Source organism: Aeromicrobium sp., from assembly GCF_036675695.1.
Classification (GTDB): Bacteria; Actinomycetota; Actinomycetes; order Propionibacteriales; family Nocardioidaceae; genus Aeromicrobium.
The window spans coordinates 1-26,686 of record NZ_JAKFEL010000035.1 but is presented as its reverse complement, the minus strand read 5'-3'; the positions used below and the strand labels follow the sequence as shown (position 1 = coordinate 26,686).

At 64.5% G+C, this 26,686-nt stretch carries 32 protein-coding genes and 1 tRNA gene; 29 read left to right on the top strand and 4 right to left on the bottom strand.

Going from position 1 to position 26,686, the window contains the following annotated elements; genetic code table 11:
- Positions 1-27: 27 nt before the first annotated feature.
- The 19 genes from V6M39_RS02015 (at position 28) to V6M39_RS01925 (ending at position 16,392) form a co-directional block, all read left to right on the top strand.
- A tRNA-Pro gene (locus V6M39_RS02015) sits at positions 28-101 on the top strand.
- Positions 102-179: 78 nt separating this feature from the next.
- Positions 180-701: a nitroreductase/quinone reductase family protein gene (locus tag V6M39_RS02010; protein WP_332641989.1), complete on the top strand. Its 522-nt coding sequence runs from the start codon at positions 180-182 to the stop codon at positions 699-701.
- A 97-nt stretch (positions 702-798) separates the two neighbouring features.
- The gene (locus V6M39_RS02005; RefSeq protein ID WP_332641988.1) at positions 799-2,208 is read left to right on the top strand and encodes an ethanolamine ammonia-lyase subunit EutB; all 1,410 of its coding nucleotides are present in this window, start codon (positions 799-801) and stop codon (positions 2,206-2,208) included.
- Complete coding sequence (eutC, locus tag V6M39_RS02000) at positions 2,205-2,969, top strand: ethanolamine ammonia-lyase subunit EutC (RefSeq protein ID WP_332641987.1); 765 nt, start codon at positions 2,205-2,207, stop codon at positions 2,967-2,969. The genes V6M39_RS02005 and eutC overlap by 4 nt, the downstream gene beginning before the upstream one ends.
- Before the next feature lie 70 nt (positions 2,970-3,039).
- The gene (locus V6M39_RS01995) at positions 3,040-3,417 is read left to right on the top strand and encodes a hypothetical protein (RefSeq protein ID WP_332641986.1); all 378 of its coding nucleotides are present in this window, start codon (positions 3,040-3,042) and stop codon (positions 3,415-3,417) included.
- An 11-nt stretch (positions 3,418-3,428) separates the two neighbouring features.
- Positions 3,429-3,974 (top strand): dimethylamine monooxygenase subunit DmmA family protein, encoded by a 546-nt coding sequence (locus V6M39_RS01990; RefSeq protein WP_332641985.1) that lies wholly within the window; start codon positions 3,429-3,431, stop codon positions 3,972-3,974.
- On the top strand, positions 3,971-4,912 hold the full coding sequence (locus V6M39_RS01985; RefSeq protein WP_332641984.1) for a PDR/VanB family oxidoreductase: 942 nt from the start codon (positions 3,971-3,973) through the stop codon (positions 4,910-4,912). Before V6M39_RS01990 ends, V6M39_RS01985 begins: the two co-directional genes overlap by 4 nt.
- Complete coding sequence (locus V6M39_RS01980) at positions 4,912-5,925, top strand: heme-dependent oxidative N-demethylase family protein (protein WP_332641983.1); 1,014 nt, start codon at positions 4,912-4,914, stop codon at positions 5,923-5,925. The genes V6M39_RS01985 and V6M39_RS01980 overlap by 1 nt, the downstream gene beginning before the upstream one ends.
- Positions 5,922-6,407: a dimethylamine monooxygenase subunit DmmA family protein gene (locus V6M39_RS01975; RefSeq protein WP_332641982.1), complete on the top strand. Its 486-nt coding sequence runs from the start codon at positions 5,922-5,924 to the stop codon at positions 6,405-6,407. The genes V6M39_RS01980 and V6M39_RS01975 overlap by 4 nt, the downstream gene beginning before the upstream one ends.
- A complete protein-coding gene (locus V6M39_RS01970) occupies positions 6,404-7,408 on the top strand; it encodes a PDR/VanB family oxidoreductase (protein ID WP_332641981.1) in 1,005 nt (334 codons plus the stop codon). Before V6M39_RS01975 ends, V6M39_RS01970 begins: the two co-directional genes overlap by 4 nt.
- Positions 7,405-8,445, top strand: a complete 1,041-nt coding sequence (locus V6M39_RS01965; protein WP_332641980.1) for a heme-dependent oxidative N-demethylase family protein — start codon at positions 7,405-7,407, stop codon at positions 8,443-8,445. Before V6M39_RS01970 ends, V6M39_RS01965 begins: the two co-directional genes overlap by 4 nt.
- Before the next feature lie 60 nt (positions 8,446-8,505).
- Positions 8,506-9,804 carry a type III glutamate--ammonia ligase gene (gene glnT, locus V6M39_RS01960; RefSeq protein WP_332641979.1) on the top strand — a complete coding sequence of 433 codons (1,299 nt, stop codon included), beginning with the start codon at positions 8,506-8,508 and terminating at the stop codon, positions 9,802-9,804.
- 66 nt (positions 9,805-9,870) lie between these two features.
- Positions 9,871-10,767, top strand: coding sequence for a hypothetical protein (locus V6M39_RS01955; protein ID WP_332641978.1), 897 nt, complete (start codon positions 9,871-9,873; stop codon positions 10,765-10,767).
- Positions 10,755-11,444, top strand: a complete 690-nt coding sequence (locus V6M39_RS01950) for a hypothetical protein (RefSeq protein ID WP_332641977.1) — start codon at positions 10,755-10,757, stop codon at positions 11,442-11,444. Before V6M39_RS01955 ends, V6M39_RS01950 begins: the two co-directional genes overlap by 13 nt.
- Positions 11,445-11,459: 15 nt before the next feature.
- The gene (locus V6M39_RS01945) at positions 11,460-12,782 is read left to right on the top strand and encodes an FMN-binding glutamate synthase family protein (RefSeq protein WP_332641976.1); all 1,323 of its coding nucleotides are present in this window, start codon (positions 11,460-11,462) and stop codon (positions 12,780-12,782) included.
- Positions 12,782-13,981, top strand: a complete 1,200-nt coding sequence (locus tag V6M39_RS01940; protein ID WP_332641975.1) for an NAD(P)/FAD-dependent oxidoreductase — start codon at positions 12,782-12,784, stop codon at positions 13,979-13,981. Before V6M39_RS01945 ends, V6M39_RS01940 begins: the two co-directional genes overlap by 1 nt.
- A 45-nt stretch (positions 13,982-14,026) precedes the next feature.
- Positions 14,027-14,677, top strand: coding sequence for a helix-turn-helix domain-containing protein (locus V6M39_RS01935; protein ID WP_332641974.1), 651 nt, complete (start codon positions 14,027-14,029; stop codon positions 14,675-14,677).
- A gap of 174 nt (positions 14,678-14,851) precedes the next feature.
- The gene (locus tag V6M39_RS01930; protein ID WP_332641973.1) at positions 14,852-16,180 is read left to right on the top strand and encodes an ammonium transporter; all 1,329 of its coding nucleotides are present in this window, start codon (positions 14,852-14,854) and stop codon (positions 16,178-16,180) included.
- Positions 16,177-16,392 (top strand): hypothetical protein, encoded by a 216-nt coding sequence (locus V6M39_RS01925; protein WP_332641972.1) that lies wholly within the window; start codon positions 16,177-16,179, stop codon positions 16,390-16,392. The genes V6M39_RS01930 and V6M39_RS01925 overlap by 4 nt, the downstream gene beginning before the upstream one ends.
- Before the next feature lie 110 nt (positions 16,393-16,502).
- Here V6M39_RS01925 and V6M39_RS01920 read toward each other — a convergent pair whose 3' ends face one another.
- Entirely contained in the window at positions 16,503-16,868 is a 366-nt protein-coding gene (locus tag V6M39_RS01920) for an RNA-binding S4 domain-containing protein (protein ID WP_332641971.1), read from the bottom strand.
- 22 nt (positions 16,869-16,890) lie between these two features.
- Here V6M39_RS01920 and V6M39_RS01915 point away from each other — a divergent pair, with 22 nt between their 5' ends.
- Together V6M39_RS01915 and V6M39_RS01910 are read left to right on the top strand one after the other, a co-directional pair.
- Entirely contained in the window at positions 16,891-17,124 is a 234-nt protein-coding gene (locus V6M39_RS01915; RefSeq protein ID WP_332641970.1) for an RNA-binding S4 domain-containing protein, read from the top strand.
- Between the two features lie 4 nt (positions 17,125-17,128).
- Entirely contained in the window at positions 17,129-17,944 is an 816-nt protein-coding gene (locus tag V6M39_RS01910) for a spermidine synthase (RefSeq protein WP_332641968.1), read from the top strand.
- Here V6M39_RS01910 and V6M39_RS01905 read toward each other — a convergent pair.
- Together V6M39_RS01905 and rocD are read right to left on the bottom strand one after the other, a co-directional pair.
- A complete protein-coding gene (locus V6M39_RS01905; RefSeq protein ID WP_332641966.1) occupies positions 17,937-18,380 on the bottom strand; it encodes a hypothetical protein in 444 nt (147 codons plus the stop codon). The genes V6M39_RS01910 and V6M39_RS01905 overlap by 8 nt on opposite strands.
- A gap of 7 nt (positions 18,381-18,387) precedes the next feature.
- Complete coding sequence (rocD, locus tag V6M39_RS01900) at positions 18,388-19,602, bottom strand: ornithine--oxo-acid transaminase (RefSeq protein WP_332641965.1); 1,215 nt, start codon at positions 19,600-19,602, stop codon at positions 18,388-18,390.
- Between the two features lie 208 nt (positions 19,603-19,810).
- On the opposite strand from rocD, the gene V6M39_RS01895 reads away from it, so the two are divergent.
- From V6M39_RS01895 to V6M39_RS01880, 4 genes are read left to right on the top strand one after another with little or no spacing between them, the layout of a single operon-like run.
- Complete coding sequence (locus V6M39_RS01895; protein WP_332641964.1) at positions 19,811-20,197, top strand: hypothetical protein; 387 nt, start codon at positions 19,811-19,813, stop codon at positions 20,195-20,197.
- Positions 20,198-20,232: 35 nt separating this feature from the next.
- Complete coding sequence (locus V6M39_RS01890; protein WP_332641963.1) at positions 20,233-20,910, top strand: YcnI family copper-binding membrane protein; 678 nt, start codon at positions 20,233-20,235, stop codon at positions 20,908-20,910.
- On the top strand, positions 20,903-21,415 hold the full coding sequence (locus V6M39_RS01885) for a copper resistance CopC family protein (RefSeq protein WP_332641962.1): 513 nt from the start codon (positions 20,903-20,905) through the stop codon (positions 21,413-21,415). The genes V6M39_RS01890 and V6M39_RS01885 overlap by 8 nt, the downstream gene beginning before the upstream one ends.
- On the top strand, positions 21,396-23,354 hold the full coding sequence (locus tag V6M39_RS01880) for a cytochrome c oxidase assembly protein (RefSeq protein WP_332641961.1): 1,959 nt from the start codon (positions 21,396-21,398) through the stop codon (positions 23,352-23,354). The genes V6M39_RS01885 and V6M39_RS01880 overlap by 20 nt, the downstream gene beginning before the upstream one ends.
- Positions 23,355-23,393: 39 nt before the next feature.
- Here V6M39_RS01880 and V6M39_RS01875 read toward each other — a convergent pair whose 3' ends face one another.
- On the bottom strand, positions 23,394-24,011 hold the full coding sequence (locus V6M39_RS01875) for a superoxide dismutase (RefSeq protein ID WP_309969543.1): 618 nt from the start codon (positions 24,009-24,011) through the stop codon (positions 23,394-23,396).
- Between the two features lie 207 nt (positions 24,012-24,218).
- Here V6M39_RS01875 and V6M39_RS01870 point away from each other — a divergent pair, with 207 nt between their 5' ends.
- The 4 genes from V6M39_RS01870 to V6M39_RS01855 are packed head-to-tail and all read left to right on the top strand — an operon-like array spanning position 24,219 to position 26,626.
- The gene (locus tag V6M39_RS01870) at positions 24,219-24,791 is read left to right on the top strand and encodes a CDP-alcohol phosphatidyltransferase family protein (protein ID WP_332641960.1); all 573 of its coding nucleotides are present in this window, start codon (positions 24,219-24,221) and stop codon (positions 24,789-24,791) included.
- Positions 24,792-24,793: 2 nt separating this feature from the next.
- On the top strand, positions 24,794-25,591 hold the full coding sequence (locus V6M39_RS01865; RefSeq protein ID WP_332641958.1) for a DUF881 domain-containing protein: 798 nt from the start codon (positions 24,794-24,796) through the stop codon (positions 25,589-25,591).
- A complete protein-coding gene (locus V6M39_RS01860) occupies positions 25,588-25,920 on the top strand; it encodes a small basic family protein (protein ID WP_309969553.1) in 333 nt (110 codons plus the stop codon). Before V6M39_RS01865 ends, V6M39_RS01860 begins: the two co-directional genes overlap by 4 nt.
- A complete protein-coding gene (locus tag V6M39_RS01855; protein WP_332641957.1) occupies positions 25,913-26,626 on the top strand; it encodes a DUF881 domain-containing protein in 714 nt (237 codons plus the stop codon). The genes V6M39_RS01860 and V6M39_RS01855 overlap by 8 nt, the downstream gene beginning before the upstream one ends.
- The last annotated feature ends 60 nt before the right edge of the window (positions 26,627-26,686 follow it).

The following is a 26,686-nucleotide window of genomic DNA, read 5'->3' as shown; positions in this document are numbered from 1 at the left end:
TGCGGTAAAGTTCCACTTCGGTACAAACGGGCTGTAGCGCAGCTTGGTAGCGCACCTGACTGGGGGTCAGGGGGTCGCAGGTTCAAATCCTGTCAGCCCGACGTTTGAGAAGAGGGCGGCTCATCGATGATGAGCCGCTTTTCTGTTTGTATTCGTTGCCGTACTTCTATTGTGGGCTGATGGCGACCAAGAGCAGCAAAGTCCCTGCGTTGGACCCGACCGCGCCGAAGGGCGCGTTCAAGAGGTCGATCGAGAAGCTGGCCAAGCGCCGGGCGGTGACCTGGTACCTCATCCACGTCGGTGGTCGCATCGATCCGATCCTGATGAAGATGAGCGGTGGGCGAATCAACACCACCGGCACAAATGCGGTGGTCGTTCTCAAGCACGTTGGTCGGAAGTCCGGCGCGGAGCGTCAGACACCACTGGTCTACTTCACCCACGGCGACGACGTCATCCTGATCGCGTCGAAGGGTGGAGCGCCGGAGCACCCGGCCTGGCTGCACAACCTCCGAGCCAACCCCGAGGTCGAGCTGTATGTCGGCAAGGCGGGCGGCAAGTACCGGGTGCGCGAAGCCGAAGGTTCCGAGCGCGAGAAGCTGTGGAGCCTGGCAACGCAGCTGAACAGCGGCTACGACGGCTACAAGGAGCGTGCTGGTGCTCGTGAGATCCCCGTTGTGGTCTGTACGCCGATTCCGGCCTAGCACTGACGCTCGTTCGATTTGCGCCCGGGGACGACGCTCGTGCGCCGTCGCGTGAGTGACACCTCGCCGAAACATCTACTCGCTAACCTCTGCGAGGGTGAGATACCAGCAAACCCTGCACGGCAGGACATACGCGTTCGACGGTCTCGTGGACCTGCTTGCCAAGGCCACTCCGATGCGCTCGGGAGACGTGCTCGCCGGGTGTGCGGCGCACAGTGATGCCGAGCGGGCAGCGGCGCGATGGGCGCTCGCTGATGTCCCGCTCAGCACCTTCCTCACCGACCATGTGGTCCCGCCGGAGACCGACGATGTAACGCGCCTGATCCTCGACACCCATGAGGTGAGCGCGTTCGCCGAGATCAGCCACCTGACGGTGGGCGGCCTTCGTGAGTGGCTGCTCGAAGTCGCCTCCGGCCCCGACCCGGCCGAGAGGCTCCGGCGAGTCGGGCCGGGACTTACCCCCGAAATGGTTGCTGCGGTGTCCAAGCTCATGCGGAACCAGGACTTGATCGCCGTAGGTGCCGCGACCGAGGTCGTGACAGGGTTCCGCACGACGCTAGGCCTGCCGGGGCGACTGTCGACCCGACTTCAACCGAATCATCCGACCGACGACCCCGCGGGAGTCGCAGCGGTGGTGCTCGATGGGTTGTTGATGGGTTCCGGTGACGCGGTCATCGGAATCAATCCCGCCTCTGACGACCCGCGTACGGTTGCGCGCCTCATCGCGCTCCTGGATGACATACGAGTCCGCTACGAGATCCCGACACAGTCGTGCGTGCTGACTCACGTCACCACGACTCTCGATCTGATGTCGTCTGGACACCCGGTCGACCTGGTGTTCCAGTCGATCGCCGGGACGCAGGGGGCCAATGCCGGATTCGGTGTCGAGCTCGCCATGCTCGCCGAGGCGCGTGATGCCGCGCGTGGGCTGGGCCGCGGCACGGTGGGCGACAATGCCATGTATTTCGAGACCGGTCAGGGATCCGCACTCAGCGCGGGGGCTCACCTCGGAGTCGGCGACCGTCCCGTAGACCAACAGACTCTGGAGGCCCGGGCCTACGGCGTGGCCCGGGCATTCGACCCATTCCTCGTCAACACTGTCGTCGGCTTCATCGGCCCGGAGTATCTCTATGACGGCAAGCAGATCGCCCGTGCGGGTCTCGAGGATCACTTCTGCGGCAAGCTCCTCGGCCTACCAATGGGTGTGGACGTCTGTTACACCAATCACGCGGAGGCAGACCAGGACGACATGGACACGCTTCTGACTCTGCTGGGAGTTGCGGGTTGCACGTTCGTGATAGCGGTTCCCGGTGCCGATGACGTCATGCTCGGATACCAGTCCACCTCGTTCCACGACGCGCTGTATGCACGACAGGTGCTCGGCAAGCGCGCAGCTCCAGAGTTCGAGGAGTGGCTGAAGAGCCTCGGCCTTCTCGATGACGAAGGTGGCGTGCGATCGGTCGACCCAGCCGCCAGCCCATTGCGTGCGTTGGGGGCGCGGGCATGAGTGACTTCTGGACCTTGCTCCGGGCCACGACTCCGGCACGAATCGGACTGGGTCGCGCCGGCACTGGTCTCACGACGCAGGCGGTGCTCGAGGCCGGCGCTGCTCACGCGCTGGCCAGGGACGCCGTCCACCTGCCGCTCGACGTACCTTCGATCGTCGCCGATCTCCGTGAGCTGGACCTGGGCGAGCCCACGGTGATCGCATCCGCCGCGCCGGACCGGGCTACGTACCTGACCCGGCCTGACCTCGGCCGCACGCCGGCGCCAGGCGTGCTCGACGAGCTTCGTTCGTCCGGGCAGTGCGACCTGGCGATCGTTGTCGCAGACGGGCTCTCTGCCACGGCTGTCACGACACATGCCGTATCACTGTTGGCAGAGCTGCTCCCGCTACTTGACGCGGCGACTGCCGTTGCTGCGCCCGTTGTTGCCACTCAGGCTCGGGTCGCACTTGGCGACCACATCGGAGCAGCTCTGGGAGCGCGCCTGGTGCTCGTCCTCATCGGCGAACGGCCGGGCCTGTCGAGCAGCGACAGTCTCGGCGCCTACCTAACCTGGCAGCCACGACCCGGCGTTCTGGACTCACGGCGCAATTGCGTGTCCAACATCCGTCCGCCCGCCGGACTCGACCACGCCACTGCTGCTCGCACGCTTGCTGCGTTGGTCGCCGGTGCGCGGCAGCTGGAAGCCACCGGCGTCAGTCTCAAGGCCGGCGCCTTCGGTCGACCGGAGATCGAGTTTGATCAAAAAGGTACGCACAGATAACACGGTCGAAACACGGCACCTGTTTCATGAGAGGTATCAACATCCACTCACAGAGAACGGAGCCAGTTTCGTGGAGACCACCTCCCAAGCACCCTTCAAGGTGACCGCTGACGCGTGGAAGGACCTTCCCAAGATGGCCGCGGACGAGTACCCGGGCACGGAGGGATTCATCGGCGATGTCTATGAGAACCCCGACAGCAGTGTCATGTGTAGTGGCTTCTTCGAGCTCAAGCACAGCGACGCACCGCTCTTCTACGAATACGAGTACGACGAGATGAAAGTCGTCCTCGAGGGCGAGTTCCTGCTCGAAAACAAGGAGACCGGGCAGACCCAAGTCGCGAGGGCCAAGGACGCAATCTTCTTCCCGAAGGGCTCGAAGATCTACTTCAGCACGCCGTCATATGCGCTCGCGTTTTACACCGGCCACCGCGACGCCAGCCTGCTCTGAGACGAGTCGATATGCCGAAGCTTGAACACACGAGCGTTCCGCTGTGGGCGGCGACTGGTGGCCGGGTGGCCGAGCCCGACCACAGTGGGAGTTCCTACCTGCTCGTCGGCGTCGGAGCTGACGGGCGTCAGGCGGTCGCGACCTGGGTGGCTGACCTGCCGGGGCACATCGTCGGCCAGGTCCTCGGCGACGATGCAGACTCCGTGCGTACGGAGCTGGCTGTGGCGCTCACCGACGCACGGGTGGGCGTACGGGTTCGCATCGCCGGGCCAGTGAGCTCGTGTCTCACGCTTCGCGGTGTTGCTGTGAGTGTCGGTGCCGAAGACGACGAGCTTCACCTTGCCCCGACCCAGCGTGACGCGGTTGAGGTGTGGTGTGTCCACTGCAACGCGACGTCGCTCGCTGATGTGGCAATCGGCGACGTGCTGCCATGCGGTGGTTGCGACCGCAGCTTGCTCGTCTATCACCACGTGTCGCGCCGCACCGGTCAGTTTCTTGGATTTCAGGTCGACGCCGAGACTCGCGCGGGCAAAATGACCGAGGAGATCGCATCGTGACGACACTAGAGCTCGTCGTCACGGCACTCGACGACTCGGTGCCGGGCATTCGCAGCATGACGCTGGCGGCCGCGGACGGGAGCGAGGCGCTGCCCACCTACGTGCCCGGCAGTCATCTGGTTGTGGAATGTGGCGGCCGCGCCAATGCGTACAGCCTGACGGGTGACGCGGTGCGCCCGGCGACCTATTCGATCTCTGTGCTTCGGCTCGACGGGGGCGCCGGCGGCTCCCGGTGGATCCACGATGAGCTGTCGGTGGGGGATCTGGTCGAGGCAAGACTGCCGCGGAGTGCATTCGCACCTGCCAACAAGGCCACCCGCCACGTACTGGTGGCCGGAGGCATCGGCGTGACACCGATCCTGTCGCATGTACGTGCGGCCGATCAGTGGGGCCGCGACATGCAGGTGCTGTACGCGCACCGTGAAGGCCACGCCGCCCATGTCGAGGAGCTGCGCGAGCTCGCCGGCGACCGGCTCGAACTCTTCACCGACCAGGCCGAATTCGTCGCGAGGCTGGCGGAAGTCCTCGTCGCGCAACGACTTGGCACCCACCTGTACGTCTGTGGACCCGCCGCAATGATTGACCACGTCCTTGCGAGCGCCGCTGACCTTGGCTGGCCGCCATCGCGGCTTCACGCGGAGCGGTTTGGCATTGACGTGCTCGATCCCGGTGAACCGTTCACAGTCACGCTCTCTGCAAGTGGCACGACGATCGAAGTGCCGAGCGGGACGAGCCTGCTCGAGGCACTTCTGGACGCCGGCCACGACATCCCGAACCTGTGTAGGCAAGGGGTGTGCGGCGAATGTCGCATCCCGGTGGTCGGTGGCAAGCCGTTGCATCGTGACTTGTTCCTCTCCGACGGCGAGAAGGAGGCGGCCGATGCGCTGATGTGCTGCGTCTCCCGCGCCGAGGGACCCGGCCTCGAGGTGGCCCTCTGATGAGCCTGACTGTGCCAGCTCCGACCAACCCGGCCGATTCCCTGATCGCGGGATTCCCGTTCCCGTTCGTCGAGGACCGATACCGCTACAGCACCAACGTCTCGCCCTCTCCGAGCCCGGTGACCACACCAGCTGGCCAGTGGGGCGCTGCGGTCGTGGACATGGACGGTGAGTACGAACGTGAGCTGGTCGAGCGCAAGCAGATCCTCGCCAAGGACCCAGGCCGACACGTCGTACTCCCGCACATGCGTGGCGCGGCCTGGGATGCGCTTCTCACGCTGATGCACGAGATGGCCGTGGCCTACCCAGACCGGATGTCACTCACGCGTACCGGACCGCTGCGCTGGCTTTGGGAGAACCGGGTGCTGGACGAGTCGCTCGAGTTCACGTACGGCGACGAACGAACCGTCCCTGATGAACCGCTCGGCTACATCGCTTCGCAGGTCCAGGACGACATCGTGCTCCTGGACCAGCGCGCCGATCAGCTGTGGGGCGACGCCGGCGTGGTGACCTTCGCAGCGGACTGGAGCTTCGGCTTCGACGTCGGCATGAGCTTCCTCGAGATCCATGGCCCAGTGCCGAGACTGCGTGAAGAAGGGGTCATCACCCGCGCCCACGAGTTCCTCAAACGACTCCAACCGCACCAGCCTTACCGACGGACCAATTGGACTCTCACGATCGGTCGGCGCCTCGACGTCTCCACCGAGCTCTATCCGGAGTGGGGCCCTGACCGCGAGATGATCCAAGAGGTCAATGACGCGGAATTCGGCCAACTCGTGAATCTGCGCGTCGAGGTACAGCACCTGATTCGGCTGCCGGAGTCCGGCGCGATCATGTTCCTCATACGCACCTACATGCTCCCGTTGGAGCAGCTCGCAACGATTGAGGAGTGGCGCGTTCGTACGGCCGAGGTGCTCGCTGAGCTGCCTGAAGACATCGCCGACTACAAGGGCATCATCAAGTACAGGGACAGGGCAGCCGCCTGGCTGCGGGATTCCGGGAGCGCTTCATGAACGCCGGGCTGGACCTGGCGGCGGCGTCTTACCTTGTCGTCGCGATTGGCTCAGACCCGCTGACAGCTGAGGTGGCTCAGTCGTGGATTGCGGAGGCCGAGAGCGTTGCACCGACGACCCTGGTCGTGCTCGACTCGATGGCCGCGCAGCCTGACCGAGAGGTGCTCGCCGACATGCTCGTTCGAGCTCGCGTCGGCGTACGTGTCCTCATCGCCGGCGGCAGGTACGACGTGTTGCAGGCCCTCGCCTTCGCTCGCGAACACGGCACCTTGGCGTACGAGCTGGACAGTCGGGTGACGCACGAGCGCGACCTGCCTGTCTATTGCGCGCACTGCCGCGGCACACATCGAGTCGCGGCCACCCCAGGTGGCGAAGTGGCCTGCCCAGGTTGCCGTCGCCAGCTCGAGGTGCACGAGCACCACTCCGCCGTACTGGGGAGCTATCTCGCCTCAGCTGCCCAGGCGCGGGAGCTGACCTCATGACGGCAGTCGCAGTGGAGCGCGGCGGCTCACGACACCTGCATCCGGCCTACGAAACTGCCGCACGCCATTTGAGGGTCGTGCGAGTTGTTCATCTGACGGAAACGATCACCCACTTCGATCTGGCCGATCCCGGCGGAGGGATCCTGGCGGCCTACCAACCGGGCAGCCATCTGATTGTGAGCGCTGGGGAGAAACGCAACGCCTATTCGCTGGTTGGCGACGGACTGAACCCCACCACGTACGGGATATCGGTCATGCGCCGAGGCGACGGCGGGGGCTCGGACTGGTTGCACGACAACGTCACGGCCGAGGACCTGCTGGAGGTTGAAGGGCCACGGTCGATGTTCGCGCCGATCCTGGGGCAGCGACATGCGTTGCTCGTTGCTGGCGGGATCGGAGTGACTCCGGTCCTGTCCCACGCCCGTGCGATCTCCCGGGCGGGTGGAACCGCCGATGTCATCTACTCCTACCGACCCGGTCACGCTGCTCATCTCGAAGACCTGGAGGTCCTTGCCGAACAACCCGGCATCACCCTCTTTGCGGTGACAACGGTGGACGAGACGCTGGCATTGCTCACCGATCGCTTCGCTGATCAGCCGCTGGGCACTCACGCCTACGCATGCGGGCCGATGGCGATGCTGGAGAGCTATCAGCAACTCGCGGCGACGGCTGGCTGGCCGAAGGCGAGAGTGCACCTCGAGCGGTTCGCAGCCCCTGAGCAGGATCCGGGCAGTCCGTTCACTGCGACCGTCGCGTCGACCGGCCAGACGATCGACGTTCCGTCCGGGGTCTCGCTCCTGCAGAGGCTCGTGGACCACGGCGTGCCGGTGCCGAGTCTGTGCCGCCAAGGTGTGTGCGGCGAGTGCCGAATCCCTGTCAGAAGCGGGGACATCGTGCATCGCGACCTGGTGCTCTCTGACGAGGACAAGAGTCGTGGGGACGCGATGCTCTGCTGCGTCTCGCGTGGATCCGAAGGATCGAACATCGAGGTGGAATTGTGACTGTCGAAACCCGCTCCACGCAGTTGACGCCCGCCGCTGCGGCCTACCTGTCCCAACCGGTTGACCACTGCGCAACGCTGCCGTGGCCGTTTCCCGACGACCTGGCGGAGTTTCGCTACAGCGTCAACGTCGACCCGGCCATGGTGTCGCGACCGACTGCAGCAGGCGAGTGGGGCCGAACCATCGTTGACCTCGGCGGCGCGGAGTACGTCGAAATCATGGATGACCGCCGACGGATTCTCGATCAGGACCCGGATCGGGTGAAACTGAGGCCCGGCATGGAGCTGGCTGCGTGGGACCTGCTGCTCTACTACTTCCGCGATCTTGACAGGTCGTACCCCGAGCTGATGCACCTCACCGAAGGCGTCGACGGTGACCCGCTCCGGTTCCACTGGCGAAACGATCTGCTCGGCACGGATCAGGTATTCGTGCTGGGGGAGTGGGACTCGATTCCCTACGGACCGTTCGAGTTTCTCGCCCGCGAGGTGCCCGACGACCTGCTGCTCGTCACCGAGCGCGACGGCCGGCTCTACTTTGACGCCGGCGCCGTCACCTTCGCAGCCGCCTGGTCGGTCTCGTTCGACGTCGGTATGGACATGTACGAGATCCACAACCCCGTGCCGCGATTGACGAACGAAGGGATCACCGCCCGGGCGGAGCAGTTCCTCATGAGACTGCCAGCGGACAAGGTCTACCGGCGGGTCAACTGGACCCTGTCGGGGTCCGGGTCGCGCAAGCTCGACGTGAGCCTCGAGGAACTGCCCGAATGGGGTACCGACATCCCCGCCCTCGTGCGGGACGGCCGCTGGGGCGAGCTCCAGCTGCGGATCGAGGTCGAGCACTTCATCCGACTGCCCATGACCGGCACGGTCACGTTCAACATCCGTACCCACATGGCTTCCCTCGCCGAGATCAAGGCCTTCCCGGTCTGGGCGCGGCAACTGGCGACCGTCATCGAGGAGCTGCCGGAAGAACTCGCGACATACAAGGGCTTTGGGGACTACCGGCACCACGTCGTGCCGTGGTTGCGGACCTGAACTCGCTTCCTCACGACGACAACGACCTACAGGACATCTACTAGAAATTGGAGCCAGACCATGGAGACGCTTCGGGAGCTCGCCGAGCAGGCGAACACCTCGTTCATCCTCGCGCTGTTCGTTGACCTGCGGGGCAAACCCTGCGCCAAGCTGGTGCCGGTCGAGGCCGTCGACCAGCTTGCCAATGAGGGCGTCGGTTTCGCCGGGTACGCGGTTGGCGCGCTCGGACAGGAGCCGAAAGACCCCGACGTGATGGCTATGCCCGATGTCGCATCGTTCACCCCGATCCCGTTCGTCAAGGAGGGTCTCGCGCTCGTGCACTGTGACCCGCACGTGTTGGGCGCGCCATGGCCGTATGCCCCGCGGGTGATCCTCAAGTCCGTGATCGCGAGAGCGGCCGAGATGGGATTCCAACCGTGGGTCGGAGCTGAGGTCGAGTACTTCTTGGTACGCAAGGCAGAGGACGGGAGCATCGAGACCGCGGATCCCGCAGACGACGCGGCGCAGCCCTGTTATGACGCACGCGGCGTGTTTCGTATGTACGACCATCTGACCTCCATCTCGACCGCGATGAACCAGCTCGGCTGGGGCAACTACGCCAACGATCACGAGGACGGCAACGGGCAGTTCGAGCAGAACTTCGAGTACGCCGACGCGCTGACCACCGCCGATCGTGTCGTCACGCTTCGCTACCTGCTCTCCGTGATGGCCAGCGAGCGGGACATGATCGCCACCTTCATGCCGAAGCCGTTCTCCGATCGCACCGGCAGCGGGCTGCACCTGCACCTGTCCCTCACGTCCAACGACGCGCCCGTCTTCCCGGGAGAAGACGAGTCTGGTCTTGGTCTCTCCTCGACGGCCTACAGCTTCGTCGCAGGCATCCTCGAGCATGCGCAGGCGTTGCAGGGCCTGATCGCCCCGACCGTCAACTCTTACAAGCGGACTGGCGCGGTCTCCACCGCGTCGGGGGCATCGTGGGCGCCTCGGACGCCTACATACGGAGGCAACGACCGGACTCACTACATCCGGGTGCCGGATGACCAGCGCATCGAGATGCGCGGCGGCGATGCTTCTGCCAACCCCTACCTCGCCGTTGCGGGCGCGCTCGGTGCCGGTCTCGACGGTATCGCCCGCGGCGCACATCCGGGTCCGATCGGTAGCGGGCCCGAGGGCGAACTGCCCAGCACCCTGCTCGAGGCCATCGACCTGATGGCAGCCGATCCAGTCGTATGTGGCGTCCTCGACGCCGTAGGTCCGGGGGTGGCGGACTATTTTGCCGCTCTCAAGCGGGACGAATTTCGCGAATACCACGCCGCCGTGAGCGCGTGGGAGATCGACCGCTACCTCACTGCCTTCTAGTTGCCGTTGGTCTCGAGGCTCGCGCTGACGGCGCAGTCGGATCGTGACCACAAGAAAGGAAAACCTATGTGCGGGATCGTGGGATTGCACCTCCGCAACCCTGAGCTCTATCCGAGGCTGGGCGAGCTGCTCACCGGCATGCTCTGCGAGATGGAGGACCGAGGCGCCGACTCAGCCGGTGTCGCGGTGTACGGAGACCCGACGTGGACTCCGGCCGGGCAGGGCGCTGTCTCGCTGCTCGACGTCTCGGTTGGACCAGACGAGGCTGCGGCGGCCGTCGGCGACGTGCTTGGTGTTGGGGTGAGCATTCAGATCCTGGGTACGACGTACCTCCTCACAGCGGACGTCGACAGCGAAAAACTACTCGGAGCCGCGAAGTCAGCGCTGCCAGAGGCGCTGGTCGCCGGGTTCGGCACCGATCTCGCAGTCCTCAAGGGTGTGGGTCACCCTCGGGTCCTTGCCGATTCGTGGGGACTCGCCGGCGCCCAGGGCTGGCAGGGTGTCGGACACACCCGGATGGCGACCGAATCTGCCGTGACGCCGGCGGGTTGTCACCCGTACGCTGTCGGCCCGGATCAGTGCCTGGTGCACAACGGATCCTTCGCCAACCACGCCACGATTCGCCGGACCCTGCGAGCCGACGGGATCGTGTTCGACAGTGAGAACGACACCGAGGTTGGCGCCCGGTTTGTGGCTCACCAACTCGCGCAGGGTCGGAACGTCGAGACTGCGTTGAAAGAACTGTGCGCGACGTTTGACGGCTTCTACACGCTGGTCGTGTCCAACCACGACAGCTTCGCAGTCGTGCGGGACGCGATCGCGTGCAAACCGGCCGTGATCGCCGAATGCGACGACTGGGTCGCGATGGGCAGCGAGTTCCGGGCTCTGGCGCACCTTCCCGGTGTTGAGAGTGCACGAATCTGGGAGCCGGAGCCGGAGGTGATCTACGCATGGACGCGATGATCCATACAACGTACGACCTCACCGTCACCCCGCTTCGGGAGGTGAACGCGGCACTCCACGCCCCTGATCTGGCAGGCGAGATCGTGATCTCCCAGCCGTTCGGCGCCCACAACGTGGCGGTTGGTGTGAATGCGCCGGTGAAGATCACCATTGAGGGTCACGTCGGCTACTACGCGGCAGGTATGAATCAGCAGGCCGAGATCACGATCAACGGCAACGCCGGCACCGGCGTCGGCGAGAACATGATGAGCGGCACCGTTGTCGTCAATGGCAGCGCATCGCAGAGCGCCGGTGCCACAGCCCACGGCGGACTCCTGGTTGTGGATGGCGATGCGGCGGCGCGGTGTGGCATCTCGATGAAGGGAGCCGACATCGTGGTCGGCGGCGATGTCGGTCACAGCAGCGCGTTCATGGCGCAAGCGGGCCGACTCGTGATCCGCGGCAATGCCGGTGACGGGCTCGGTGACTCGATCTACGAGGCACGCATCTACGTACGTGGCGAGGTGGCATCGCTCGGTGCGGACTGCGTTGCGAAACCAATGCGGGCCGAGCACCTCGAGGAGCTTGCGGGGTTGCTGAAGGCCGCTGGCTACGAGGACGACCCGGCAACCTACACGCGGTACGGGTCCGCCCGGAAGCTCTACCACTTCAATGTCGACAACACGTCGGCGTACTAGCCCGGAAGGACACGCATGACGAAGGAGAACTGGGGCCTGCGCGAGAGCGCGACCTTCGACCGGGCCGCGATCGCTGCGATCCAGCGGGCGGCCGAGACCGGGGTGTACGACATCCGGGGGTGGGGTGCAAAGCGTGCGCTCCCGCATTTCGACGACTTGCTGTTCCTCGGAGCCTCGATGTCCCGATATCCACTCGAGGGCTACCGCGAGCGCTGCGGCACCGACGTGGTGCTTGGTGCCAGGCATGCGAAGTACCCCCTCCACCTCGATATCCCGGTCACGATCGCAGGCATGTCGTTTGGTGCGCTGTCCGGTGCGGCCAAGGAAGCGCTCGGTCGGGGCGCTTCGGAGGCCGGAACCTCGACGACGACCGGCGACGGCGGCATGACGCCTGAGGAGCGCGGGCAGTCCAAGCATCTCGTCTACCAGTACCTCCCATCTCGCTATGGGATGAATCCAGACGACCTCCGCAAGGCCGATGCGATCGAGATCGTGCTCGGTCAGGGCGCCAAACCTGGCGGCGGTGGGATGCTCTTGGGGCAGAAGATCTCGGAGCGAGTCGCTGGGATGCGCACGCTGCCAGTGGGCATCGACCAGCGCAGCGCCTGCCGTCATCCCGACTGGACCGGACCCGACGATCTGACGATCAAGATCAATGAGCTGCGAGAGATCACGGACCACGAGAAGCCGATCTTCGTGAAGGTCGGTGCGACTCGTACGTACTACGACGTCAAGCTTGCAGTCCACGCTGGCGCCGACGTCGTGGTCGTCGACGGCATGCAGGGCGGCACCGCCGCCACCCAGGACGTGTTCATCGAACATGTCGGTATTCCGACACTGGCCGCAGTCCCGCAGGCAGTGCAGGCACTTCAGGAACTCGGTGTGCAGCGCGAGGTCCAACTGATCGTGTCGGGTGGCATCCGTACCGGTGCTGACGTCGCCAAGGCGATGGCACTCGGCGCAGACGCGGTGGCTATCGGTACCGCTGCGCTGATCGCACTCGGCGACAACGACCCGAAGTATGCGGACGAGTACGAACAGCTCGGCTCCAAGGCCGGGTTCTATGACGACTTCCAGGACGGCCGTGACCCGGCCGGCATCACGACGCAGGACCCGGTACTGTCGGCGCGGTTCGACCCCGTTGAGGGCGGACGCAAGCTCGCGAACTACCTGCGGGTGTTGACCATGGAAGCGCAGACCATCGCCCGCGCGTGCGGCAAGGCGCACTTGCAGCACCTTGAGCCTGAGGACCTGGTCGCGATCACGATCGAGGCGGCTGCGATGGCCCGGGTCCCGTTGGCAGGTACGAACTGGGTCCCCGGCCAGGGAGGCTTCTGATGCCCTCGGTGGCTGCCGAGAGCGCCGAGGTCGTGATCGTCGGCGGTGGGCTGGAGGGCGCAGCGGCAGCTTGGGCACTGAGCCAGCGAGGTATCACCGACGTCGTCGTCCTGGAACGCTCGACGGTCGGGGCAGGCATGACCGGTAAGTCCTCGGGCATCGTGCGCTGCCACTACGGCGTGAGCTCGCTGGCCGCGATGTCAGCCGTCGGACTCGAGGTATTCGAGAAGGCCGAGGAGATATTCGGGGTCGACATCGGATTCCGGCAGACCGGCTACGTGGTCGGTGTGGGGGAGCCGAATGTCACGAACATGCGAGCCAGTCTGGCCGCGCAGCGCGCCGTGGGCGTACAGACCGAGGAGATCGACCGGTCTGACGTAGCGAAGATGTGGCCCGTCGCCGACCTGGAGCCGTTCGCTGCGTTCGGCTGGGAGGCACGCGGTGGGTACGGCGATGCCTATTCGACTGCGCAGGCGTTCGCCGCTTCCGCACGGGCAGCAGGAGTGAGGATTCGCCAGGGTGCGCTCGTTACCGGTTTGGTGGTTGAGCACGACCGAGCCACCGGCGTACGACTTGCCGACGGGACGACGATCGCTGCCGGCACAGTGGTGGTGGCAACCGGAGTCTGGACGCAACCTTTGCTCGCGCGGTACGGAGTTGACGTACCGATCAGAGTCCACCGCGAACAGATCGTGATGATCGCCACTGGTGTGGACATTGGTCCGGTGCCGGTGTTCTCCGATCTGGTGTCGCTCCAATACGTGCGTCCGGATGTGGGAGGAGAAATCCTCTTTGGCAACAGCGATCTGTCCGAGCCCGAGATCGTGGACCCGGACGACTACCTCAACCGAGCCAACGACGAGTTCGTGGACCTCACGGTCGACAAGATCAGTGCGCGCTTTCCTGGGCTGCCGGACGCGTCGATCAGCAGCAGCTATGCGGGCTGCTACGACGTGACGCCGGACTGGAATCCCGTGATCTCGAAAACCGATGTGGCCGGGCTCATCGTGGCGGCGGGCTTCAGCGGACACGGCTTCAAAATTGCGCCTGCGGTCGGCCGCTTGGTCGCCGACCTCGTGGTCGAGGGACGAAGCAGCGATCCGAGGATCCCGGAGACCGACTTCAGGTTGTCCCGGTTCGCCGAGGGCGAGCCGCTGACGACACAGTTCCCGTACGTCGGCGCCGGTGAGATGCGATGACCAGCCTCCCGGGCCTGGCAGCGGCGCTGGAATAGGGTTGGCGTCGTGACTACGGAACGCGAAGGCCTGATCCGGAATGCGACCGGGATCGCTCGCGACCGAGAGCCTGGGGCGGCGACCGAAGAGCTCGAGCTCCAGATGGCAATCGCAGCCAACGTTCGCGCCGTGCGTCAACGCTACGACCTGTCGGTGACCGAGCTTGCTGAGCGGATCGGCATCTCCAAGGCGATGCTGTCCAAGATCGAGAACGCGCAGACCTCGTGCAGCCTCGGCACCCTCGCCCGCCTTGCGACCGGCCTGGACGTCCCGGTGACGGCGTTGATCCGAGGCGGCGATGCCGAGCGTGAGGCTTCGCTCACCAAGGCCGGCAGTGGACCCGCGATCACGCGAAACGGCACCAAGCAGGGCCACTCGTACGAACTGCTCGGCGCTCTTCGCGGCGAGCACAAACGACTCGAGTGCCTCATGGTGACATTGTCGGAGGACAGTGAGGTCTATCCACTGTTCCAGCACCCTGGCACGGAGTTCATCCACGTCCTCGAAGGCGTCATGGATTACAGTCACGGCCGATCTGTCCACCGGATGGAGCCTGGCGACTCTTTGACCCTTGACGGCGAAGGCGCCCATGGCCCGGTCGCGCTCATTGAGCTGCCGATCCGGTTCCTCTCGGTGATTGCGTTCCCCGACGACATCTAGTGGTGCGCCCTGCCCGCAAATAGTCACTCTTGGTGGACGCTGTTAATTCCCAGTGTTCACGGAGACGTTACAACACGGTGATCGGGCGTCATTCTCGGACGAATAATCTCGCGGTGAAGCACGGGCAACGGAGCCCTTGCTCGACATCCTGTCCCACTACCGTGGAGGTAACCCGTGTCACCCGAGGACACTCTCGCATCGATGGAGTCGGTCATCACCGATCTCTTCTACTGGGTCTCGATTGCCCTGATGATCGCGATCCACGCCGGCTTCCTAGCCTACGAAGTCGGCGCCTCACGATCCAAGAACGTACTGGCCTCGGCCATGAAGAACCTTCTGACCTTCGCGGTCGTGATTTCGACGTTCTTCTTCTTCGGCTGGTGGTTCTACTACGCGTTCCCGCAGTTCCCGGTCGGAGCGATCGACTTCACCGGCGCCAAGGACTATCTGCCATGGGCTGAGATCTCCGGCCCGAACACGACGTCTGTCAACGGCATCTTCTGGGGAGCTTTCGCACTTTTCGCTGCTACCACCGGTTCGATCATGTCCGGGGCGGTTCTCGAACGGATCCGTACCAGTGCGTTCTTGGTTCTCACTACGGTTCTCGGCTCGGTGGTCTGGATCATTGGCGCCGCCTGGGCGTGGCACGGAAATGGCTGGCTGCTCACTGAGTGGGGTTGGCACGACTTCGGCGCCGCCGGCTGCGTGCACCTCATCGCGGGTGCGTTCACCCTTGGCGTGCTAATCAACCTCGGCCCGCGCATAGGCCGATTCGTCAACGGCAAGGCAGTCACGATCCCGCCGCACAACCTGCCGCTGACGATGCTGGGACTGATGCTGATCTTCATCGGCTTCTTCGGCTTTCTCATGGGCTGTGTGGTCTACACAAACTCCGGCTACTTCTCGATCTTCGGCAACCCGACGAACCTGTCGGCGATCGCGTTCAGCACCTTGATGGGTCTCGCGGGCGGCATCATCGGCGCGTATGTGAGCTCGAAGGGTGAGCCGTTCTGGACGATCTCCGGCGGCCTCGCCGGGGTCATCTCAGTTGCACCAGGTATGGACCTCTATCACCCGGCCCTGGCATTCATCATCGCCGTTGTCGGCGGATCGCTGATTCCGCATTTCGGCAAGGTGATCGAGAAGTTCGGCATCGATGACGTGGTCGGCGCGGTCACGGTGCATGGCGGCTGCGCGGTCTATGGTCTGGTCGTCTCCGGGTTCGTGCTCTGGGGTTACCCGAATATCGAGGGCATCCCCGACGTCAACCCGCTCGGTCAGATCGGTGGGACTGTCGTCCTTGCACTCCTCGGATTCGTGCCTGGCTATCTGATCTCGCTCGCGCTCAAGAAGGCCAACCTCCTGCGGATACCTGCAGAGGTTGAGCTTGCTGGACTCGACCTGAGCGAGGTACCGGCGACGCCGTACCCCGAGGGCATTCCGGTCACCACAATGAATGGATTCAAGAACGGCACTGCCGTCAAAGAGGAGGTCACCGTATGAGCCCCATCAGTGATTGGGACACCCCCGGAGCCGTCTTTACCGGGGCGGATTCCACCGCACTGCTCGTGGTCTTCGTCGTTCTCGGCATGCTGGCCTTGATCGGGTTCATGGCGAGGATGCTGCAGCATGAGAACCATGCCTACGCGCAGATGATCAACCATGAGCCGGTCGAGCGGGGCCCCGCCGCGGAGGGTGAGCCGCCGGTCTACTGATCGCGTGAAGTTGGCGGGCGGCCCGGTGTGACCTCGAATAGAGGCGCATCGGGCCGTTCGGCGTCTCGTACGTGCCTTCAGCAGATGGGTGCTGCTGTCGTTCTGATGGTCTAGCGACCGCGCAGTCGATCGAGGGCCCGGCGGTCGCGCTTCGTCGGACGGCCCGCTCCTCGATCGCGGCGCGGCATCACAGTCCGCTCTTCCTTGGGCGGAGGCGGGGGAGTGTGGTCCTCGTAGCAGGTCACCGCGATCGCGGCGCCGACGCGTTTCACGATGATGCGCGTGACAACCAGGATCCGTAGGCCGCCATCGGTGAGTGCCTCGACACGGTCGCCGACGCACACGGTCTGCGCTGGCTTCGCCTTTGCTCCGTTGACCTTGACGTGGCCGGCCCGGCAGGCGGCTGATGCCAACGAACGGGTGCGATAGAGACGTACGGACGAGGTCCATACGTCTGCGCGCGTACCGGTGGTCATACGAGCAGCCTAGGCTGGTCCCATGGCAGCCGACGACATCGAGACCGTTGAGATCACCGGAGACATGATCCGTCTCGGCCAGTTCCTCAAGTTCGCCAACTTCGCCGAGTCCGGCGCTCAGGCCGGCGCCATGATCCAGGGCGGAGACGTGTTGGTCGACGGTGAGATCGAGACACGTCGTGGCCGTCAGCTCGGCAAGGGCATGCTCGTTGAGGTGCAGCTGCCCGGCGAGACACTCGCCGCTCGTGTCGGATGACGTGGTGACAGATCGCGCGATCGAGATCATCGCCGATCGCGACCGGCCAGGAGCGTTCATCCTGCGGATTGACGGGACTGACCAGTCCTACGTCGACCTCGACGATCCGCTCCGGCTTGAGTTCGACTACGTCCAGCGCATCGTCGACGTGATCGATGCGCACGGCGTTCCTGGCTCACCGCTGCGGTTCGTACACGTCGGCGGCGCTGGTATGTCCGTGCCGCGCTATGTCGCCAGCACACGACCGACGTCGGCGCAGATCGTCCTCGAGCCCAACGAGTGCGTCACGGCCCTCGTGCGTGAGCAGCTTCCACTCCCGCGCCACAGCGGCATCAAGGTGCGGCCGGTCGACGGACGTACCGGCATCGCGGCAATGCGCCCCGACTTCGCGGACATCATCGTGCTCGATGCGTTCGACGGCGCACGCATTCCGGCCGACCTCGTCACGACGGAATTCTTCGAGCAGACCTCGAATGTGCTGACTGATGGGGGACTGCTGCTTCTCAACCTCGCTGACCGAGCACCGTTCGCGTATGCACGGCGGGTGATCGCCGGAGTGTGTGCTCACTTCCCGAACGTCATGATCAGCGCCGAGCCGGCAACGCTCAAGGGACGCCGTTTCGGCAACCTGCTGGTGGTCGGATCTCGCGGGCCGATCCCGTGGGAGTCCCTGGCTCGTCGCGCCGCCAGTTCGCCGTTGCCCTACCGGGTCGTGCCCTATCGCGAGGTGGTCGACCGGTTTGCCGGGCAGTTGCCGTTCACTGACTCCGACACCGAGCAGTCGCCACCACCGCCGGGCGGCGCGGCGTTCTTCAGCTGACCGACGGATCGAGCCGTGAAGTCCAGTCGGAGATGTTGGGAGTGTCGAACGCTGCTGCATCGCCCATTCCGTTGGTCTCCCACATGACGACGAGCAGGTCCCGGCCCTGGGTCTTGCCAAGGAAGTGGCGGGTGACCCGACACGACGTGATCGAGTCGCGACTGATGCGAAGCTCTCGGGCCGGCATGATCTGCACGAAGACGACCTCTGCCTCGGTGAGCAGCAACGTACCGAGACCACGTACCTGAGCCTTGCCCTCAGACGCCTGGCCGAAGAAGTTGGCCTGTCCGGACAGCTCTGCGGTGCCTGCGCCCTCGACGCGCGCTCGGTATCCCTTGCGCATACCGCGCAGTCGCGTTGCTCCGACAATCACCAGGATCGCAAAGAAACCGGCGATGGCCGCGAGGACCAGACCAATGATTCCGAGCGTGCTCACTGTCTCGTCAGGCTTCGAGCGACTCGACCAGCGAATCGATCGCATGATCGATCTCTTCGCGGGTGATGACGAGCGGGGGAGCGATGCGCAGGGTGCGTTCGTGGGTCTCCTTGCAGAGCACGCCTCGATCGCGGAGCGCCATCGACACTTCGCGGCCCGTCTTGGCGGCGGGATCGATGTCGACACCAGCCCAGAGGCCACGTCCGCGTACGGCACTGACGCCGTGGCCAATCAGATCCTCGAGGCGGCTGTGCAAATGCTTGCCCAGCTCCTCGGATCGTTCCTGGAACTCACCGGTCCGCAGGAGCTCGACTACAGCGCGGCCGACGGCACAGGCGACGGGGTAGCCGCCGAACGTCGAGCCGTGCTGCCCAGGCTTAAGAACGCCGAGCACGTCGGCGCGGCCGACTACGGCGGAAACGGGGATGATGCCGCCGCCGAGTGCCTTGCCGAGCGTGTAGAGATCAGCTCGTACGTTGTCGTGGTCAAGCGCAAACAGCTTGCCTGTGCGTGCGAGACCCGACTGGATCTCGTCGGCAACAAGCAGCACGTTGTTGTCGGTGCACATCTTTCGCACCTCGGCGAAGAAGCCGTCGGGCGGGACGATGACGCCTGACTCGCCCTGGATGGACTCCATCAGGACGGCTGCCGTGTTGGGACCGATTGCGTCGCGGATCGCCTGAGCGTCGCCATACGGGACCGTGATGAAGCCAGGGGTGAACGGGCCGTAGTTGTCGTGCGCTGCGGGATCGTCGGAGAACGAGACGATCGTGGTCGTACGACCGTGGAAGTTGCCGGCCGCGACGATGATCTCGGCACTGTCGAATGCGACGCCTTTGACCTCGTACGCCCACTTGCGTGCGACCTTGATCGCCGACTCGACTGCCTCGGCGCCGGTGTTCATGGTCAGCACCATCTCGGTGCCGGTGAGCTCGGCAAGCTCCTGGCAGAACGCACCGAACTGATCATTGTGGAAGGCGCGTGAGGTCAGCGTCAGGCGATCGAGCTGCTCGTGGGCGGCAGCGATCAGAGCGGGGTGGCGGTGGCCGAAGTTGAGCGCCGAGTAGCCCGACAGGAAGTCGAGATAGCGATTGCCGTCGACGTCGGTGACCCAGGCACCTTCAGCTTCGGCGATGACCACCGGGAGCGGGTGATAGTTGTGGGCGCCCCACGCCTCGTCGAGCTTGATGAAGGATGCGGTGTCGTGTTCGGTTGATGCCATGAGGCCACGGTACATAGTGGTGAGCCCATGATTCGGCCGGGATGGCCCCAGATATCCTGAGCCGGTGCGCGGGCCAGTTTCGTTTGAGTCGATACGCCCGGCACGTGGTTCCGTACGTCTCGTCAGGTCGCTTGCGATCGCGCTCCTGTGCACGGCAACTGCTGCGTTTGCGCACCTTTCAGGGGGTGGCATTGTTCCAGGGTCTGCCGTGGCGACGGTGTTCGTCGGCGCCACGTCAGTTGCCTGGCTAGTCTCCTCGCGGCGAGTGACGACGGGCCAGATGGTTGGCCTGCTGGTGCTGTGCCAGATCTGCGTGCACCTGGGTTGCTCGATGGGCTCGATGAACATGTCCGCCCTCATGGTGGCGACTCACATTTTCGCGACCGCGGCCAGCGCTCTTGTGCTCTCTCGTGGTGAGGCATTCGTATGGCGAGTTGCGGAGCGGCTCGGACTGCGGCTCCGACCCCACATTCTTGGTTTTGTCCCGGTACCGCTGCGGGTCGAGCTCGTGTCCGTCACGGTCACCCGCTCGCGGCACGACGTACGACTGGCGTACTCACGCGTCTTGAGAGGTCCGCCGTTCGGGCGCAGCTGACCCGTACGACTCAACCCCTCCAAGAAAGAACACACATGAACAGAACACCCGCGCGGCTCTGTGCTGCGCTCCTCACGGTTGCCCTTGTCGGCGTTGCAGGTGCGGCCTCCGCACACGTCTCGGTCTCGTCGACAGACGCTGCCCAGGGCGGATTCGGCAAGGCCGTCTTCCGGGTGCCGACCGAGTCGGACACCGCATCCACCACCAAGCTGGTCGTCACCCTTCCTGAGGATGCCCCGCTGGCCTTCCTCACGGCCCAGGCGAAGCCTGGCTGGAAGGTCGTCCTCAAGAAGGAAAAGCTCGACGCTCCCACCAAGGTCGGGGACTTCGAGCTGACCGAGTCGGTCCGCACCGTCACGTGGACCACTTCGGGCAGGGGCATAGCACCGTCACAGTTCGACGAGTTCGCCATATCTGGCGGCCCGTTCCCCGACGACGAGTCAATCTCGTTCAAGGCGGAACAGACCTACAGCGACGGTGAGGTCGTCAACTGGGATCAGGTTGCCGAAGGCGACAAAGAGCCGGAGCACCCGGCCCCGACGCTGAAGCTGTCAGCACCCGTTGCTGCGGAGAAGGACAGCGCTGCGTATTCGAGCGAGCTGTCAATCTCGTATGACGGTGACAGGACAGCACGTTGGCTCGGCGGTTCTGCCCTGGCAGTCGCCGTGGCAACGCTGCTTGTCGTTCTGCGACAGAATCGACGTCGTGCGTAACGTCGTTCTTCGCGTGAGCCTCCTGGCTCTGCTCTGCCTTGCCCTCGGGGCGGGACCGGCGTCGGCGCACGCGTCGCTCGTCGGCTCCGACCCTGAGGACGGGTCATCCATTGCAGCTGCACCACGATCGATCGCGTTCACGTTCAGCGAGAACATCGGCAACCCCGCGTTCGTGGCGGTACGCGCACCGGACGGCACCAAAGTCGAGGTTTCAGACGTGTCCGCCGTCGACGCAACTGTGACGGCGATCGTCGCACCGAGCAATCAGAAGGGTCGCTACACCGCGACATACCGGGTCGTGTCGGCCGACGGGCATCCCGTCGAAGGCAGGATCGACTGGACGACTACGACGGGCCAGACCGTGAAGCAGGTCAACCTTCCCGAGGAAGAGAGTTTTGTGCACCGCCACCGCTCGCACTTCATTTGGGGCATTCTCGCTGCCGCCGTGGCGATCGCTCTGCTCCTCGCACCGCTGAGGGGGCGAAATGAACAGAACGACGCGTGACACTGCCTTGGCGTTCTTGCTGAGCGCATTCGTGATGGTCGTCGTTCTGTACGCCGGGGGAGGAGCGCCCTCAACGCCCACCGGCGACACCCCGAGCCCGGGCGAGTTCGTCGGTTGGGGTGTGCCCTTCCTCAAGCTGCTGACTGACATCTGCGCCGTCATGGTCATCGGATTCCTGCTGGTTGCCGCGTTTCTGCTGCCGTCGTCCGAGGACGAAGTGCAGGGATTGTCCGTTCAAGCCGTGCGTCGTGCGTCGTGGTGGGCCGCCGTATGGTGCGCCGTCACGATCGGCCTGTTCTTCCTCAACGTCTCCGACATCTTTGCCAAGCCGCTCACCGACCTTTCGAGTCCGTTCATCACGGGCTATGCGGAGACATCTGCGGGCCGAGCCGTCCTCCTTCAGGCAGTCGGAGCCGGCCTGGTTGCCATTGCGACTCGCTGGACCCTCGGGACCAAGGCCCTCGGTGCCATCCTCGGTCTGGCACTCGCGACACTCGCGCCCATCACGCTCACGGGCCACTCCGCGTCATCGGGCTCCCACGGCCTCGCAACCACCAGCCTGCTGCTGCATGTCATCGGTGTGACGCTCTGGGTCGGGGGCCTGATGGCCCTCGGCTGGGTCGCCCTGCGCGGCAGCAAGCGACTCCCGCCGGCCATCGAGCGGTTCTCGGCGCTGGCCGTATGGGCGTTCGTGATCGTCGGTGTCTCAGGCGCCGTCAACGCCTCCGTACGGCTCGGCTCGTTCGGCGAGGTCTTCGGATCCACGTACGGCCGACTCGTTCTGCTCAAGGTCGCTGCGCTCATCTCGCTCGGAGCATTCGGCTATGCCCAACGACGACGGATCGTTGCGCAGGGAGCGGGATTCATACGCCTCGCGCTCACCGAGCTGTTCATCATGGCCGCGACGATCGGTCTAGCTGTTGCGTTGTCTCGTACGCCGACTCCGGTTGGCGACGACGTCCTCAAGACACCGCTTGAGGAGCTGCTCGGCGGTCCGCTGCCCGCGGCCCCGACGATAGGGCGCATCCTGTGGGGCTGGACCGGCAACGGAGCAGGCCTCGCGATCGTCGGACTCGGTACCGCGCTCTACCTCAGCGGCGTGTGGACCCTCCGCAAGCGCGGCGACGCCTGGCCACTCAGTCGTACGATTTCGTGGCTCGCTGGCATGGTCATCATCGCGTGGGCGACGTTCGGCGGCCTGGGCGCCTACTCGCACGTCTTGTTCAGTGCGCACATGGCCTCGCACATGATGCTGTCGATGGTCGCGCCGATCTTCCTCGTGCTGGGCGCGCCGATGACGCTCGCTCTTCGTACGCTCCCTGGGCCCCGCAAGCCTGGTGAGGTCTCGCCGCGCGCGATGCTGCAGTCGTTCCTCCACTCGAGGTTGATGCGCTTCTTCACGCATCCACTGGTGGGCCCGCTGCTCTTCGTCGGCAGCCTCTACGGTCTCTACTTCAGCGGTGCTTTCGAAAGCCTTATGGGCAACCACTGGGGTCACACGATCATGGAGCTGCACTTCCTCGGCGTCGGGCTGCTCTACTACTACGTGCTGATCGGCATCGACCCGTCACCGCGGCCACTGCCGTCGATCGCGCGTTTTGGCATGTTGATCGTGACGATCCCGTTCCACGCGTTCTTCGCGATCGCGGTGATGTCATCGAATTCCGTGTTCGCCGGCGACTACTGGCGTGCGCTTGATCGGCCGTACCGCACGGATCTGCTCGCCGACCAGTACCTCGGTGGCGGTATGGCGTGGGCGATGGGTGAGATCCCGCTGATTCTCGTCATGGGCGCTTTGCTGTGGCAGTGGTTCCGCAGTGATGCTCGCGAAGCCAAGCGGTTCGACCGATCAGAGGATCGCACCGACGACGCCGCACTCGAGGCGTACAACGCCCGGCTCCGCGATCTCGCAGAACATGGCAAACGGCGGGACCCATAGGGATCCCGCCGTTTGAAGTTGCTGCTGAGAACAGACTGCTCAGAACAAGATCTGGCCGCCGCTGGTCGCAGCGGTGAAACGCTCTTGTGCGTCGGCCCAGTTGACGATGTTCCACCACGCCTTGACGTAGTCGCCCTTGACATTGAGGTAGTCGAGGTAGAACGCGTGCTCCCACATGTCGAGCTGCGTGATGGGGATCAGCGTCGCCGGGATGTTGTTCTGCTGGTCATAGAGCTGCACGATGACGAGCTTCTGACCCAGCGAGTCCCAGGCCACGATGGCCCAGCCGGAGCCCTGCAGGCCCAGTGCGACGGCCTCGAACTGTGCACGGAAAGCATCGAACGAACCGAAGTTGTCATCGATTGCTGCGGCCAGCTCGCCGGTCGGCTTGTCGCCTCCCTCGGGGGAGAGGTTCTTCCAGAAGATCGAGTGGTTGATGTGACCACCGAGGTGGAACGCGAGGTTCTTCTCCAGCAAGTTGATGTTGCCGAACGCCTGCTTGTCGCGGGCTTCCTCGAGCTGTTCGAGAGCCTGGTTGATGCCTGTCACGTAAGCCTGGTGGTGCTTGGAGTGGTGAAGCTCCATGATCTTGCCGGAAATGTGCGGATCGAGAGCGCCGTAGTCGTACGGGAGCTCGGGAAGTGTGTAGTCGGCCACGCATCCTCCTCGGGACGGTCAGGGCAATGCCCTGTTCTTTAGTTGTCTGGTTTCACTCACAGTGTGTCAGCCCATATGAAGCGCGCAAGAGGTGCCCGAGGGCTGGAACGCCGTGTCGTGTCCGAGCGCAGTCGCGCGGTTGCACTCGTCTAGTCTGTCTGGGACATGACCAGGACATCGCGCGCATCATCGAGGAGAGCGAAATCCGTGGAGGAGCGCATCCTCACGATTCCCAATGCCCTCAGTTTTGTGCGACTTCTTCTCGTACCGGTTTTCCTGTGGCTGGTGATGGGTCCCAAGTGGGACGAGCTGGCACTGGTCGTGCTGATGGTCTCGGGCATCACCGACTATCTCGATGGCAAGCTCGCCCGTTCGCTGAACCAGACGTCCAAGATCGGCGCGATTCTCGACCCGGTGGCCGATCGGTTCTTCATTCTGGCAGTGGTGATCGGTCTCGGCTATCGCGACATCATCCCTTGGTGGCTCGCCGTGATCCTGCCGCTGCGCGATGTGTTCCTGTTCAGCCTGGTGCCGTTCCTGCGCACGCGCGGCTACAGCTCGCTGCCCGTGCACTTCCTCGGCAAGGCGGCAACGGCGAGCCTGTTGTACGCGTTCCCGCTGCTCCTGCTGGGTGATGCAACGGGCACAGTTGCTGATCTTGCCAACGTGTTCGGTTGGGCCTTCACCATCTGGGGCGTGGGCCTCTACTGGTGGGGCGGCATCTTGTACGCCTTCCAGGTCCGACGGCTCATGGCCACGACGACGCGCGTACGGCGCTGAGCATGTCCGACGACCCAGACCGCCGTACCGGTCTGCTCGAGCAGATCGCCGACACAGCGCTCGACGACGACTACTACGTCGTACGCGCGGGCCACTATTCGCAGTCGCGGGAGTTCAACACCGCGTTGACCGGTGTGGTGCTGGGACTGTTCGCGCTGCTCGTGACGATGGCCGTGGTCCAGACCCGGAGCGACCGCCCAGCGACCGAGCGCGAGCGCGCTTCGCTGATTGCCAATGTCGATGACCGCAAGACGCTCTTGGACAACAAGGAGAAGACCGCGGCCAACCTCCGAGCCGCGGTCGCAAAGCTGCGCGCGTCCACGAACCGCACCGATCCGGCGTACGAGACGCTGCGGCTCAAGACAGGCGACCGTGCTGCTCGCGGACCGGGCATCACACTCACGGCCACGCCAACCAACAACGATGACCGTCGCAACACCAACCAGCTCACCGACAACGATCTGCAGATCCTGGTCAATGGCCTCTGGTACGCCGGTGCGGAGGCCATTTCACTCAACGGTCGACGTATCGGCACGATGAGCGCCATCCGCAGCGCGGGCGGCGGCATCACGGTCAACTACGACCCGATCGGCCCGCCGTACGTGATCGTCGCACTCGGCAATGACGACACGCTGGAGTCGCGATTCAATGACAACCCGTCGGGTCGCTACTGGCTGGGGCGTGTCCAGGCGCTCCGCGTACGCAACGAAGTGACATCATCGGATCAGCTGACCGTGCCAGCCGTGACGGCCCAGCGTCTGACTCCCATCCACGCCAAAGCGATCGAGGACCCGCGATGATCCCCGTACTCGGACTGGCGATCGGCATCGTTGCCGGTCTGATCCTCCAGCCGTCGGTGCCGACGTCGCTCCAGCCCTATCTGCCGATTGCCATTGTCGCGGCCCTCGATGCCGTCATCGGCGCCCTACGTGCACTGGGCGAACGCCGGTTCGACGATCGCGTGTTCGTCGTGTCTTTCGTCTCCAACGTCATCATCGCGGCGTTCATGGTCTACCTCGGCGATCAGCTCGGTGTGGGTTCGCAGCTCTCGACCGGCGTGGTAGTTGTTCTTGGCATCCGCATCTTCGCCAACGCCGCGGCCATCCGTCGACGGATCTTCCATGCCTGAGGCAACAGAGCCTTCCAGGAATCTGCTCCGCAAGCCGTCGGTCTCGCAGGTTGTCGTCGCGATCCTCCTCGGCGGGCTGGCGTTCGCCATCACCCTGCAGATCAAGCAGAGCGACACGACCGACTACTCGAGTGTTCGTGGCGATGAGCTCGTTGAGCTGCTCAAGTCGCTCGACTCGGCCAACGAACGACTCGACATCCAGATCGACGACCTCACGTCGACGCGCAACGACCTGTTGAGCAGTACGAAGCGTTCTGAAGAAGCCGAGCGCCAGGCCAAAGAGCGAGCTGATCAGCTCGGAATCCTCGCCGGTACGTCTGGTGCGACCGGGCCCGGCGTACGCCTGCTGATCACCGATCCAGACCGCGCGATCGACGCACCACAGCTGCTTGACGCTGTCCAGGAACTGCGTGACGCCGGCGCTGAGGCGATCGTGATCAACGGTGTCGCACGAGTCGTCGCGCAGACGTACTTCCTCGACGATGACGACACGATCCTCATCGGTGGCCTTGAGGTAAAGCGCCCGTTCACGATCGAGGCGATCGGTGATCCAGCCACATTGGCGGAGGCTGCCAACATCCGCGGCGGCCTTGTCGACCGCATTTCAAACCGCGGCGGAACGGCCACTGTGCTGAAGGTGGAAAAGATCACAATCACGGCGTTGGCCGACGTGAAGTCGCCAGAGTACGCTCGTCCCACATCCTGACCTGCAAGGAGCAACACGGTGATCCCTGAGGACCTGTTTTACAGCGAAGAGCACGAGTGG